The organism is Wolbachia endosymbiont (group B) of Schoenobius gigantella (genome assembly GCF_964031005.1).
GTDB lineage: Bacteria > Pseudomonadota > Alphaproteobacteria > Rickettsiales > Anaplasmataceae > Wolbachia > Wolbachia pipientis.
This window is the reverse complement of record NZ_OZ035002.1, coordinates 115,253-128,336: the sequence shown is the minus strand read 5'-3', so window position 1 is coordinate 128,336 and position 13,084 is coordinate 115,253. Positions and strand designations below refer to the sequence as shown.

Genomic DNA, 13,084 nt, shown 5'->3' with positions numbered 1-13,084 from the left:
ACCTATATCATACGTTTAAAAATGTTTTGTTTATCTATAAATGTGTGTTTTAAGGCGCCAAGTATATGTAAGATTATAAAGAGTACCATAAAATATGCAAGCATCGAATGTAGCTCGTTAGCCGTGTTAGCTAGATCTTTGTTTTGATTAATCAACAAAGGGATATGAAAAAAATATTTGATCTGTTTGCCAGAAGCAGAAGACATGACATAGCCAGATAGTGGCATTAGCACCATCAAAGAATATAAACCAAAGTGTACTGCTTTACTTATATTGATTACAAACCGAGAAAAATTTGCTGGAAGTGGTGGAACATAAGTAAAGACGCGAAAAAATATGCGTACTATGATTAATCCAAGAATAGTGATACCGCAAGCCTTATGAATAGCGTATATGTTGAACTTAATTTCATTGCTAAGTGGCAGGCTTTTCATATAAAGTCCAGAACAAAGCATACCGATAATAAAAACAGCCATCAACCAATGGATAACTCTTAAACCTAGGCTATATTTATCGTCTTCCATTTTGATTACCCTAAAGTAGCATTTATATAATAGAAAAACTATTTTTCAATCAAAATCATTAAAGCAATTTAGATTTACCGACAATGTAGCTATACAAATTCGACCCAGCCGGAAGTCAAGGGCACCTAAATCAAGAAACGGATTAAACGAAAAACTTACTTGACAAACTCCGCCAGCCTCCTTATCATGAAACTGAAGCTATTTATTTATCTTCTCTGTACAGATTAAATGACAAAAAAACTCAACGTATCTGGCGTCTCATGTTTAATTTTTTGCACTATGCACTCTATGTCTTTATCAAATTTCTAGGTTTTTACCTATACAAGCTGAAATACGCTTATAAAGCATTTAAAACATCAAAAAACGCCAACTTAAAAAATGGATAGTGAATAATTAGCTACCCTAGGGTTTCTTTTGCCTTTTTTTCTGTTTAGTAAATTTCTTAAATATTTATGACTAAAGGTTAGTTGCATTAAAAAGCAGCTAAATCGCGGTTATTAAGCGTTTAGAATAAAAAAACGCCATACTTGAAAGTATAATGTAAGTAATTAGCCAACCACGGGGCTTCTTTTGCCTTTTTTTCTGTTTAGTAAATTTCTTAAATATTTATGGCTAAACGACAATCGTCATCCCTGTAAAGGTCAAGTATCCCGCTACGTGTTAGCGGCTAAGAGATACCCGGCGGTATGACGGTTCGTGATGGCATGACGATAAGGTTCCAGTGTCAAGCGTTTGGCATGCAAATTTCCTTAAACGTTCGTAAGCTTAAAACTTTACTTTAGATCAAACTGCTGTATAGTGACTTTATAGCTTCAATTTTGTAATGAATATACCTAGTATAGAAAATTGTGATCTTCACAATAAAACCGTCTTACTCAGAGTTGACTTCAATGTTCCTATAAAAGATGGAGAAATTCGTGACGTCACTCGTATTTTGAGAGCATTGCCTACTATTCAGTATTTAGTGAATGCGAGTGCAAAGATTATTATTATATCACATTTTGGACGCCCAAAGGCCAGAGACAATAATCTGTCGCTAAAAAATGTAATTGACACTTTATCGCAGTTACTAAATAAAAAAGTGAAATTCATTGACGATTGCTTTGGTGAAAAAGTACAAAGAGCAGTAAGTGTTATGGATGCAGGAGATATAATATTACTAGAGAATCTAAGATTTTATAAAGAGGAAGAGCAAAGTGACTCAAATTTTGCCAAACAACTAGCATCTCTAGCGGATATATATGTAAATGATGCATTTTCTTGCTCTCACAGAGCTCACGCTTCTATTTCACGCATTACAGAATTTTTACCCTCTTATGCAGGGTTTTGCTTGCAAGATGAGCTAAAGTATCTTGAAAAAGCTGTATCGTTTAAAGCTAAACCTATTACTGCGATAGTTGGGGGAGCTAAAATATCAACTAAAATAAAAGTGCTTATGAAGCTAACAGAAAAGGTTAATTACCTAGTTCTAGGTGGTGCAATAGCCAATAATTTTTTGTCATTTAGCAAAGTAAATATAGGGAAATCTTTCTTTCAAAATGGTGTTGACGACCTTCTGCATAATATTCTTGAAACAGCAAATAAAAACAATTGCAAAATAGTTGTGCCAGAAGACGTTCTGGTTGCAGTAAACTCTGATTACAGCACTAGTATTTCAAGAAGAACTGAGTCCATTTTGGACGGTGATATAATTTTGGATATCGGACCACAAACTTTGAGTACAATAAGCAGTATAATAGCAAGCAGTAAGACTCTGCTGTGGAATGGACCTATTGGTGTTTTTGAACATTCAGCTTTTGCAAGCGGTACAATAGGGGTAATGAAAATCGTAAGTGACTTAACGCACAAAGGAAAGTTAACCAGCATAATAGGGGGAGGCGATAGTCTATCTGCAATAAGCGCTGCAGGCCTTGCCGATAAGGATTTTACATATGTTTCCACTGGTGGAGGAGCATTTTTAGATTGGTTAAGTGGCGATGAAATGCCGGGAGTTGCTGCTCTGCAAAAACGATTAGATTAAAACTTTTTTAAATTATTTCTTATAGGCTAGCTTTTTTGTGAACGTGATTATGTCGAAGACAGTTAAACTAATTTTGTGTTTAATAATACCAATAATAGGATTTATTTTTTATATTAAGGATCATTATTTTCACACCGGCTATGTAGAAGAAAATGTTGAAGTCAATTTTGAACCATTTTTCAGTTCACAACCAGCCACCGTTTCAGAATTAACTGACTTCGATAGAGGAGTGTTGAAAGTTTGTGGAGATTGGGGAGCACATCCAGATAAAGAAGATTTCAAAATTTTACTTAGTTGTCCGCAGCATCAAGAAGTAGTGAAAGGAATATATAAGTGATTACGCCAGATGCGGATTTGGAGTTACTTAAAGATGAACTGGCTAACATTTGGTTTACAAATAGTGGAAGTGAAAAAGAAACTATAGGGTTTGGACATATTTTTTGTGGTGAGCCAAACGATAAATTAGGTGGTATGCATTTTGTAGGTAGATATGTTGAAGCTCAAGAGGATAAATGGGCAGTTGGAATCCTGTGCAATGAATCAGATATTAAGCCGCCGGTTTATACATTTGGAATGAAATATTTGGGTAAGGATGGGGAAGTGAAAGTTAAATGCCCAAATGGATACGCATATAACCTTCATGCCGATAATTTCTGCAACTAAGGCGTTTAAGGAATTAGGAAAAGATGGAATGTGTCTATATGAAATGGAAGATGACAATTATCAATCAGTGTTTGTAAGAAAGAATGATGCTATACTCACGTTCTATCCTGACTTAACACCAAAATGTGATGATAAGAGTACTTATTGTAGTTGCGGTAAATCTTAATTTCAAAACCAATAGGGTGAACAAATGATAAAAATGCTATAGGGTGTAGCAAATCTAAATGAGTTAAAATTTTGATTAAAGGGTTTTGTGAATAATAATGAAGAAGGGCATTATTCGTCTAATAAAAGCAATTCAATACTCTTGTGAAGGAATAAAATCAGCTTTTATATCAGAAATTGCGTTCAGACAGGAGTTACTGCTTTTTATAGTATGTGTCTCAATTTTGTTTGTTTTGGATGTAAGTAATCTAGAACGTGCAGTAATGATAAGCAGCCTATTCCTGGTGTTAATTGTGGAAATTGTTAACACTGCTTTTGAAACGACAATTGAGCGTATTTCCAGTGAACAACACATACTTTCAAAAAAGGTGAAAGATCTAGGTAGTGCAGCAGTTTTTCTTTCATTAATTAACTTCCTGATAACATGGATGATAATATTGATAGGTTAATACGAATGTTATTAAGATATGTTGTCAAACTCACCAATTAAAGTTTTTATATCTTGCGGTAAATCAGAGACAAATTCCATGTATTCCTTACTTTTTGGGTGGTATAAGCCCAGTGTATAAGCATGTAGTGCTTGTCTATTGAAATTACGAATGAAACTAGAGTTTTTAGCATATTTTGTGCTTTTACTACTATTTTTTCCATAAACTTGATCACCAACTATGGAATGTCCTATGTGGCTCATGTGGACTCGAATTTGGTGTGTTCTGCCTGTCTCTAAAGTGCATTTAACGAGGCTTACTTGTCCTATAACTTTTTGCACTAAATAGTGAGTGATTGCTAATTTGCCTGTGATTTTTGTTACACACATCATTTCTTTATTACCGCGTTTGGGAGCAATGTTAGTTTTTATCGTGCCTTGCTGAGAAGATAATGTTCCCCAAACTACTGCTAAGTATTCCCGCTTTATTTTGCGATTCGATAACAATTCAGACAAAAAACTATGGGCTGCTTCATTTTTTGCAATTACCATTAGCCCACTAGTATCTTTATCGAGTCTATGAACAATTCCTGGTCTTACATTAAGGTGAGCGATAACTGCGTTCAAAAGCGTATCATTGTTTGTCCCAGCACCTGGGTGCACTGTTAATCCACTTTGTTTACTCAGAACTATAATGTCCTCATCTTCATAGACGATATTAAGTTTTATGTCATAATTAAGCTCAATTGATGTGGATATGTCAGGTTGAACGAGATGCACCACATACTCTTCATCTGGTTTTACTATGTAGTCATTATTAATTATCGGTGTGCCAAGTAATTTCACCTGCTCATTTTGTATCAATCTTTGCGCTTTGCTGCGTGATATGTTGCATTTTTCAGCTATATAGGTGTCTAACCTTAATTTCTCTTTATCATTATTAACACTTAAGGTTATTATTGAGTAATCTATAGTGATTTACCCCGCGCCATTTCCCATGCTGCTTGAACATTTGGGTCTGTAAACATTGTTGCACTAGACTCAATTTGCAGATCACCTTGTTTTTTAATATGGCAAATTGTTTGAGAGCCATCTTTCCAGTAGATTGTAACTTTATTATCAAAATCTCGTAATGTTGCCTCAACCTTTTTTTCTTTATTATCTTTTTCTTCCAGCTTAATAGATTCTAATAAATAATATAAGAATTCACTTGGTTTGCCGTTGATTTTTTCTTTCCATTCATCTGTTTTTTCTTGTTCAGATTTTTTTTGCTCTAACTTTTCCTTCTTTTGCTGCAGCTTATTTTGTTCTGCTTCCAGCTCTAACTTTCTAACTGTGTCACGTAGTTCTTTGACTTTATTTTCTAATACTAATAATTTATTAGTATTATTTCCATTGTTAGCTTCTAAATCAGGCGTACTTGGTTGAGCTTGCTTCTTTTTTATTTCTTCTAATTCATTCCTTACTACGTTTAATTGCTCCTTCAATTCCGTTTTTTCCTCTTCTGTATCCTCTTTTAACTTTTTTAGCATGCTAAGGAACTCGTTATTATTAGACTGCGTAGTTGATTGAAGCCAGCCTACAAAGCGGCTTGGTTCAAATCGTTCAATTTTATCTTCAGCAATTTTAATAGCATTCTCTAACCTAGAAAAAGTACCTTCAATATCTAGTGAATGTGCTTTTTTTGTCAATTCTTTAGTGTTGTTTAAAACTTCTGAAATTTCTGCATGTAGCCAATCTAAATCTTTTTTGATGTCTTCTCTGATTTTTTTTAGGTGATCAAGCGTTTCTTTAATGTTAATATTTGCAGGCTTTAAAAGACTATTATCAAGTAAATCGCAAGCTTTTTTAAGGTTACTGTCAAATGAGTTGCAAAGCGGACTAAGTAGTTTTTTCATTAGAGATATTAGTTCATTTTCCCTTTTACCAAGCTTATTTTCTACTACTGATACAACCATGCCCTTTCCAGACCAGTATGGAAATAGAAGACCTAAAGAACTGTGTTTTCTAATAGTATGATTTTCATGATCCACGCTATTACTTATTAGATTGCTAAGTGTTGATATGATGCATAAAAGAATAGCGACTAATAAAGCTATTAATATTATTGGAGCATTAATGGATTGTGATATTGCTGAAACTACTATAATAGTACCAAATACATATGATCCAGTAAACAAGAGAATCCTATTTCTATTTTCTGCTTCTATATCTTCTAGTATTTCTCTCTGCGTCTTAGAAATTGGTAAAACTATTGAAAGCTTTTCCCCCTTTTTATCTAAATTTGTTACAATTTCAATTTTTTTAGCTTCTTGAGCAATCTGGCTGTACTGTTCATCAACTTGATAGTTTCCTATTTTTTTATCTATTTCATTCTCTTTTATTTTTTGTGTATTTATAAAGTTTATAACAGCAGTAAATAAGAGAACTATAAGAGGAATAAAGGCAAGAGGTGCTGGCGTGAACGCAAACCCAGCAATACTTACTGTAACAGGCTGAATAGAAAAGGCAGTAAATGCTATAAGAGTAGCAATGGTACTTGCTATCGATATAGTACCAGAATACTTTCTTATAGAGCTCAAAATTCTACTGGGCTGGTCAGAAAGTTTTCTAAATCCTAAAAAATCAAAATAGTCTTTGAAAGGATCTTGAGTGTCTGTAACCATAACATTTTTCTAGTTTAAACTTATTTAGGTATACGTTAACCAAACCTTAAAATCAAGTTTCTTAATTTTTCAACATGTGCCAAGGCCTATTGGAGCGCACTGTATTAATCTTTACGTAACGATTTGTTAACCAAACAGAATGTGTGCCATACGTTTCTAGATCAGCATGTTTAATAATTTTAGCGTTGCAAGCTGAATAGTCGAATTCACTTAATTGAATTGTTAAATCAACTTTATCACAATTTTCTGAAATATCTTCTTTTTTATAAGCTAGCAGCACTAATTTATTATTTCCTTTATTATATATGCAGCCATAATCGTTACACTTTAGCCTTTTATCTGAGTTATTGTATTTTTTATGATTCAAAATTTGGTTCTGCCCATTTTGCTTCGCCCATGTTTTGACAACAAAGTTCCTATTTTTTCTGGTGAGAGAATATAGTAAGTTATCACTCTCCTTTGCAGCAACATTATCAGCATTTATCAAGATATCAGGAGTTCTATACATAGCACTAGAGAAAATACCCAGCACAATAAAGAAAATTCCGAAGAAACGCCAATTTCTTTCCCACAAGCACAGCCACAATAACCCAAATGTTATTATAATAATTGATGAGGCAGGAAAAGTACGAATGGGAATAACCAAATACTGAAGACTAGCGATTGCATTTGTTATATACAAAATGCTGTCAATTGGGCGCTCTATAAATGGCGCTATAATCCATTCAACACCCAAAGGAATCAACAAAACATAGATTATTCCAAGTGGAATAATAATTAATGTAACTATTGGTATAGCAACTAAATTTGTGATAATGCCACTAATTGAAAAATAATTAAAATTATATATCGTATACGGAACAGTTGCTAAACTTGCTATTACTGAGCTGATCATTATCGACACAAAATATTTCATTATTTTTATTTTGAACAACTTATTAGCATTAATTTGATAACTGGCAACCAGTGCCAAAACAGCAGAAAATGACATCTGAAAGCCAGGCTTTAAAATTGCTTCTGGTTCTACTGAGAGTATCACTGAAGCAGCAAACGCAATTGCTATTAACCCTCGATATTTTCTCTCTATCATTATTGCAACGAGTACTAAAATCACCATAATGTAGGCACGCTGAGCAGAAATTTGCATACCGGTAATCAATAAATAAAACGTGGTTGGCAAGATAGTAAGGAATGCAGATATTTTCTTGGTGTTATACTTAAGAGTCAAAGTTTCAGATATTGCGAATAAATTACGAAACACTACAAAAAACAGACCAGCAACAAATGATAAATGCAAACCAGATATGGCAAACAAATGTGCTATACCTGAATCTCGTATCGCGTCCATAGTTTTTTGATCTATGCCATCTTTTTTACCGATCAGTAATGCAGAGATTATATCCGCATGTGGTTTTTTGATATTTTGCTGCAGGTTTTCATAAATGTATTGACGGAAAGATTCTATATACTCTAGAAATTGCCTTGCTTCAGCCTTTTTGTGTAGGGCTATTTTGCTTGTTGCAAAACCTGTTGCACTTATTTTCTGGTAATATGCTATTCTTGCAAAATCGTATGCATACTCCGAAGGTGCAATCTTTAGAGGGAAGAGTTTTGCTGATAATTTTACTTGATCGCCTATTTTAATGCCTTTTTCCACTTTGGTTCTAACTGATATTCTGATGTTATCTAGAGCTCTATCCGGTGTCATTCCAGCGCGTGACGCTGGAATCCATATCTTTTTTTTCTGGATCCCAGTATCAAGTACTGGGATGACAAAAGGGGGCGCTGGGATGACAGGAGAGGATTTTGAGATAGTAGGGGATTTTTCAACAGAAAGCAGAAATTGTTTATATGAGCCCCTGTCGTTAATATCCTTCACTGTGGCAACGATATTTTTTACATACCTCTCTTTATCAAGAATTTGAGTATCAACTAAAGCTGTTCTTAATTTACTGGCTGTAAATCCTATGAGCACTGCAATTAAAGCAATGCATAATATTGCGTACTTTCTGTATAATATTGCAATCAAAATTAGTGTGGGTAAAAGCAAAAGAAAAATAGATATGCAGCTTGGTTCAAAACTTAGGGAAAAATATGTTAAAATTCCTGCACACTGAAGAACAGGAAACCACAGTATCAAGTTATATTGTTCATTGCGCAGATTGTTACGTATATAACTAACTATTATGTCAAGAAAAGTTAATAAGTGTGTCGATATTTGCATGTGGTGAAATTTTATTTTTCTTTTTTCATTATTTGTATATATAATAACTAAATAAGCAACGACGCGGGATGGAGCAGCTCGGTAGCTCGTCAGGCTCATAACCTGAAGGTCGTAGGTTCAAATCCTACTCCCGCAACCATTTTTAAGGATATAGTTGTTCCACTTTCCAATCGCTTCCCTCAACAAGAGTGTATCTAAATCTAATATGCTTCCTATATTCACCTTCTTGCCAAAATTCAATTACTTTTGGGATTACGCAAAATCCCACCCAAAAATCAGGACGAGAAACTTGTGTATTGTGAAATTCTTTTTCCTTCAATTTTATAGCTTGCTCAAAATCTTGCCAATCTTTCAGAATGCTCGATTGTTTTGAGCACCATGCGCTAATTTGACTACCCAGCGCTCGAGAAGAGAAGTATTTGTCAGTTCTTTCATCGTTTAGAAGTTTAACCTCTCCTTCAATTCGCACTTGCCTAGCAAATTCTATCCAATGAAACACTAACGCAGCTTTGGGGTTCTCAGTCAATTCTTTCCCTTTTTTACTGTTTACGTTAGTGAAAAACACAAAACCTTCTTTGCTATATTCCTTTAGTAATACCACTCTTGCAGATGGAATACAGTCTTTGCTACAAGTTGCTAGCGTCATTGCAGTTGGTTGTTCACACGGAGAATTAAGTACTGCTTTGTACCACTTTGAAAACAAATCAAATGGATCTTTTTCAAGTGAAAATATCATATCAAAAAATAAAATCTTAATTCTGGCACGCGTTGCAAAAATAAGTGCTACGGCCATTTTGTCGTATAAGTGTTATGATATTATTGCAAATCTTGCAAGGTTTTTGAACTTTACCATATACGTAAAAGTTATTTTGAAAGTATCCAGCAGATCCAGATGGCTGTGCATAATCTTTCAGTGTTGAACCACCTGCAGCAATTGCATCACTCAGAGTATTTTTTATTTCAGCAGCAAGTTTTTCGCACTCTCTATAGGTCAAGTTTTTTGCTGACCTGAGTGGTGATATACGGGCTCTAAACAAGCTCTCAGAAGCATATATGTTGCCTACGCCAACTATTGATTTATTGTCCATTAACGCTGATTTGATATTCACTTTTTTGTTTTTCAGCAACTCCTGTAAATAGTCTCCACTGAATTCATCCGTGAGGGGCTCTATTCCAAAATCGCTAAAAAAATCCGTTTCTTGTTCTTTATTTAAAACGATAACTAATCCAAATCTTCTTGGGTCATTAAAAATTATTGAAGTATTGTCAGAAAATAAAAATACCACGTGATCATGCTTATTCCGCATTTGATCGTGGTCAGCATATATAAGCTTTCCGCTCATGCCAAGATGTATGATTACAGCCACACTACCATCTGTATTCCAGATGGTATACTTACCTCTACGCTTGATGTTGCGTATGACTTTGCCCTTTAGCATATCATCAATATTTTTTGTTATTGGGGCACGTAAATTCCAATTATTCACTATAACATTACTGATTTGCTTGTTTTTAATTTTATCAAGCAAAAAATTAGAGATTACTTCCACTTCCGGTAGTTCTGGCATGATACCTCCTTCAAAACTTAAGTTTCTGATGGTAATTTTGTCGTTCTCAAATACATTCGAGTATTCTGCGGTGCTTTCTCCTAAAAATTCCTCACCACAAACGAGTTTTGAAAGGGTTCTCTGTCTACTCTGTTGCTGCTTTTTTCTTTTCAAAATATTTTGCTTTAAAGCTTTCGCTAATCTTTTTTTCTCCTCTTCTTTTTCCTTATTCTTTTTTGTGTTATTCATTATCATAATATATAAACTTGCCGTTGTAGCTCAGGTGGTAGAGTACGTCATTGGTAATGACGAGGTCCCAAGTTCGAGTCTTGGTAACGGCACACTGATTATACTTATAATATTGCATAACTTGTAAGCAAGGCTTAGAAGAAAGTTACAGAGGTAAGTTGTCATGCTTTTTCCATATCCTTTCTACCTTCTTGTTTTTGAGTAGCTCTAATGCTTTACAAAAGTGATACCTTGTTTTACTTGGCACTATAATGTCATCAATGTATCCATATGATGCAGCAAAAAATGGGTTAGCAAATTTTTCTTTATATTCTTTAATTAACGTTTGCTGATCTTTTTCGTGTCGAAATATAATCTCAACTGCACTTTCAGGGCCCATCACAGCTATTTCAGCAGTTGGCCAGGCATAATTTATATCACCTTTTAGATGTTTCGAATTCATAACAATGTATGCACCACCATACGCTTTTCTAGTGATAAGGCTAATTTTCGGCACGGTCGCTTCAGCGTAAGCGTAAAGCAGTTTCGCTCCGTGTTGTATTATATTATTGTATTCTTGATTTGTACCCGGCAAAAATCCTGGAACATCAATAAGTGTGATGATCGGAATGTTAAATGCGTCACAAAACCTTACAAACCTCGCAGCTTTTCTTGAAGAATCAATATCCAAACATCCTGCAAGGTGCATAGGTTGATTTGCAACAATACCGACAGTATTTCCTCCAATTCTACCAAAACCAGTTATGATATTACGAGCAAAATCAGGTTTCAGTTCAAAGAAATTCCTTTCATCACAAACTTTTTCAATGAGTTCATACATATCATAAGGAGTATTAGGATTGGTAGGAATTAGAGTGTTTAAGGATTCATCAATGTCGTCAACATCATTACAGATTGGTGCAGATTTTGGTGATTCTTGATTATTTGCTGGTAAGAAAGTAAAGAATTCACGCATTTTTAGCAGCATTTCAACATCATTATTGAATGCAAAATCCGCTACTCCTGTTTTGCTTGTATGAATTTTTGCTCCACCGAGGTCTTCGAAACTTACATCTTCGTAGGTAACCTTTTTTACTACATCTGGCCCGGTTATAAACATATATGAACTGTTTTTCACCATGAAAGTAAAGTCAGTTAATGCTGGGGAATAAACTGCACCTCCTGCACATGGGCCCATAATTAAAGAAATTTGTGGTATAACACCCGATGCATTTACGTTTCTTTGAAAAATTTCTCCATAACCAGCAAGAGAATTTACTCCTTCCTGAATTCTGGCTCCACCAGAATCATTTAGTCCGATAATTGGAACTCTGGCATTAATTGCCATATCCATAATTTTGCATATTTTTTTTGCATTTGACGCACCAAGTGAACCACCAAAGACAGTAAAATCCTGAGAATAAACAAAAACTTTTCTGCCATAAATAGTACCATGACCAATCACTACCCCATCACCTAAAAAATTAGCATTTTGCATGCCAAAATCATTTGCATGATGTTTTACGAATTTATCGTATTCTGCAAAAGAACTTTCATCGAGCAATATACTGAGCCTTTCTCTAGCAGTTAATTTCCCTTTTTCATGTTGTTTGGTAATCCTGTCAGAACCGCCTCCTTTTTCAGCTTCTAGTGCTTTGGTTTTTAGATTTTCTAGTATTTTAAAGTCTTGCATACAATAAAGTAGTTTTCAAATTAGTTGTAGACTTTATTAAGTTTACAAACCCTACTAACTATACACATACACTATTGCTATATGCAACAATGTATGTATGATAATTGTTAATGCTCTGGTGATTCATGGTCACTACTTTGAAAATGTTGCGATGTGTCAACTCTTTTCATATTAGAAAGAGGTGGACTAACTGCACTGCTTTTCGTTTGTGCAAAACTTTTAGCAGCTTCAACAACCTTGCTTATACGAGGTTCTTTTTCTAGCTCTTTTAGGTACTTTGAGAAGATTTCACAACTTTTGTCATCCATATGTACCATTATTTTACCAAAACTTTCAGCTTTTTCAGAAGATAAAATCATTTCGATCTTTTCATCGCCTACCCTAAAGGTCATTTTTACTTTGCCTTGCATATCATGATATTGCCAGCTTTTTATTCAGATTAGATTATCTCCTTCTCCTATTCGCAATGCACCATATTCTAAGTCCTTAAATTCCGGGGAGTTCATAAATTTTGCAGGAGTGATCACACTTTTTTCTGGACACTGTACATAATAAAATTTATTATCTCTTTCTACTACAATTCCTTTTTTTTTGTCATTTTCAATACTATCACTTACAATTTGTTTTAGACGTGACAAATATTCGCCGCGTTCTTTCAGTATATCTTCTGGCAATAATCTCCGAACTTCTTGGCTCACATCAGTGCCTGTTGAAACTAGATTAAACATTTCTAACATAAGAGGCCGTAGTTTTTCTTTTCCAGTCTCAGTAACATTTTTATCTTGCTCCATGAGGTGGTATAAGATCAGTATCGAATAATCTATTATTGATGACTTTTTTCTCCTTGGAACACATCAACACTAAACATGACCTTGTGCTTTTTTGCATCGTCTATAGATTTTTGAAGTCTCTTTGCTATGTTTTCGA

Annotated in this window: 11 protein-coding genes, 2 tRNA genes and 1 pseudogene; 5 read left to right on the top strand and 9 right to left on the bottom strand. The window is 34.4% G+C overall.

The window, feature by feature from the left end; genetic code table 11:
- Window positions 1-2: 2 nt before the first annotated feature.
- Window positions 3-524 (bottom strand): cytochrome b, encoded by a 522-nt coding sequence (locus ACQH2O_RS00655; protein WP_010082022.1) that lies wholly within the window; start codon window positions 522-524, stop codon window positions 3-5.
- Window positions 525-1,347: 823 nt separating this feature from the next.
- Between ACQH2O_RS00655 and ACQH2O_RS00650 the strand changes: the two genes are divergently transcribed.
- The 3 genes and pseudogenes from ACQH2O_RS00650 to ACQH2O_RS00640 all read left to right on the top strand — a co-directional run bounded on the left by ACQH2O_RS00650 (window position 1,348) and on the right by ACQH2O_RS00640 (window position 3,821).
- The gene (locus tag ACQH2O_RS00650; RefSeq protein WP_010963073.1) at window positions 1,348-2,544 is read left to right on the top strand and encodes a phosphoglycerate kinase; all 1,197 of its coding nucleotides are present in this window, start codon (window positions 1,348-1,350) and stop codon (window positions 2,542-2,544) included.
- 49 nt (window positions 2,545-2,593) lie between these two features.
- Window positions 2,594-3,373, top strand: a pseudogene (locus ACQH2O_RS00645) (EndoU domain-containing protein).
- A 97-nt stretch (window positions 3,374-3,470) separates the two neighbouring features.
- A complete protein-coding gene (locus tag ACQH2O_RS00640; RefSeq protein WP_007549043.1) occupies window positions 3,471-3,821 on the top strand; it encodes a diacylglycerol kinase in 351 nt (116 codons plus the stop codon).
- 11 nt (window positions 3,822-3,832) lie between these two features.
- On the opposite strand, the gene ACQH2O_RS00635 is transcribed toward ACQH2O_RS00640, so the two are convergent.
- From ACQH2O_RS00635 to ACQH2O_RS00625, 3 genes are all read right to left on the bottom strand, one after another.
- Window positions 3,833-4,777, bottom strand: coding sequence for an RluA family pseudouridine synthase (locus ACQH2O_RS00635; protein WP_425385372.1), 945 nt, complete (start codon window positions 4,775-4,777; stop codon window positions 3,833-3,835).
- Window positions 4,768-6,465, bottom strand: coding sequence for a hypothetical protein (locus ACQH2O_RS00630; protein WP_010082004.1), 1,698 nt, complete (start codon window positions 6,463-6,465; stop codon window positions 4,768-4,770). Before ACQH2O_RS00630 ends, ACQH2O_RS00635 begins: the two co-directional genes overlap by 10 nt.
- 61 nt (window positions 6,466-6,526) lie before the next feature.
- Window positions 6,527-8,689 carry a ComEC/Rec2 family competence protein gene (locus ACQH2O_RS00625; RefSeq protein ID WP_265017999.1) on the bottom strand — a complete coding sequence of 721 codons (2,163 nt, stop codon included), beginning with the start codon at window positions 8,687-8,689 and terminating at the stop codon, window positions 6,527-6,529.
- A gap of 62 nt (window positions 8,690-8,751) precedes the next feature.
- Between ACQH2O_RS00625 and ACQH2O_RS00620 the strand changes: the two genes are divergently transcribed.
- Window positions 8,752-8,828 (top strand) — tRNA-Met (locus ACQH2O_RS00620).
- A gap of 3 nt (window positions 8,829-8,831) precedes the next feature.
- On the opposite strand, the gene pdxH is transcribed toward ACQH2O_RS00620, so the two are convergent.
- Window positions 8,832-9,425, bottom strand: a complete 594-nt coding sequence (pdxH, locus tag ACQH2O_RS00615; RefSeq protein ID WP_022626142.1) for a pyridoxamine 5'-phosphate oxidase — start codon at window positions 9,423-9,425, stop codon at window positions 8,832-8,834.
- A 16-nt stretch (window positions 9,426-9,441) separates the two neighbouring features.
- On the bottom strand, window positions 9,442-10,257 hold the full coding sequence (mutM, locus tag ACQH2O_RS00610; protein ID WP_010963068.1) for a bifunctional DNA-formamidopyrimidine glycosylase/DNA-(apurinic or apyrimidinic site) lyase: 816 nt from the start codon (window positions 10,255-10,257) through the stop codon (window positions 9,442-9,444).
- A gap of 247 nt (window positions 10,258-10,504) precedes the next feature.
- Between mutM and ACQH2O_RS00605 the strand changes: the two genes are divergently transcribed.
- Window positions 10,505-10,577: transfer RNA gene (locus tag ACQH2O_RS00605), tRNA-Thr, on the top strand.
- 53 nt (window positions 10,578-10,630) lie between these two features.
- On the opposite strand, the gene ACQH2O_RS00600 is transcribed toward ACQH2O_RS00605, so the two are convergent.
- The 3 genes from ACQH2O_RS00600 to ACQH2O_RS00590 form a co-directional block, all read right to left on the bottom strand.
- Window positions 10,631-12,157, bottom strand: a complete 1,527-nt coding sequence (locus ACQH2O_RS00600) for an acyl-CoA carboxylase subunit beta (protein ID WP_425385200.1) — start codon at window positions 12,155-12,157, stop codon at window positions 10,631-10,633.
- A gap of 107 nt (window positions 12,158-12,264) precedes the next feature.
- Window positions 12,265-12,567, bottom strand: a complete 303-nt coding sequence (locus tag ACQH2O_RS00595; RefSeq protein ID WP_010963066.1) for a hypothetical protein — start codon at window positions 12,565-12,567, stop codon at window positions 12,265-12,267.
- Window positions 12,568-12,591: 24 nt separating this feature from the next.
- Window positions 12,592-12,948: a hypothetical protein gene (locus ACQH2O_RS00590; protein ID WP_223823154.1), complete on the bottom strand. Its 357-nt coding sequence runs from the start codon at window positions 12,946-12,948 to the stop codon at window positions 12,592-12,594.
- Window positions 12,949-13,084 lie beyond the last annotated feature (136 nt).

Coding starts and splice junctions, on each gene's coding strand:
- mutM (WP_010963068.1), bottom strand. CDS start 10,257: ATGCCAGAACTACCGGAAGTGGAAGTAATCTCTAATTTTTTGCTTGAT.
- ACQH2O_RS00625 (WP_265017999.1), bottom strand. CDS start 8,689: ATGCAAATATCGACACACTTATTAACTTTTCTTGACATAATAGTTAGT.
- ACQH2O_RS00655 (WP_010082022.1), bottom strand. CDS start 524: ATGGAAGACGATAAATATAGCCTAGGTTTAAGAGTTATCCATTGGTTG.
- ACQH2O_RS00640 (WP_007549043.1), top strand. CDS start 3,471: ATGAAGAAGGGCATTATTCGTCTAATAAAAGCAATTCAATACTCTTGT.
- ACQH2O_RS00600 (WP_425385200.1), bottom strand. CDS start 12,157: ATGCAAGACTTTAAAATACTAGAAAATCTAAAAACCAAAGCACTAGAA.
- pdxH (WP_022626142.1), bottom strand. CDS start 9,425: ATGATATTTTCACTTGAAAAAGATCCATTTGATTTGTTTTCAAAGTGG.
- ACQH2O_RS00590 (WP_223823154.1), bottom strand. CDS start 12,948: ATGGAGCAAGATAAAAATGTTACTGAGACTGGAAAAGAAAAACTACGG.
- ACQH2O_RS00650 (WP_010963073.1), top strand. CDS start 1,348: ATGAATATACCTAGTATAGAAAATTGTGATCTTCACAATAAAACCGTC.
- ACQH2O_RS00595 (WP_010963066.1), bottom strand. CDS start 12,567: ATGCAAGGCAAAGTAAAAATGACCTTTAGGGTAGGCGATGAAAAGATC.
- ACQH2O_RS00630 (WP_010082004.1), bottom strand. CDS start 6,465: ATGGTTACAGACACTCAAGATCCTTTCAAAGACTATTTTGATTTTTTA.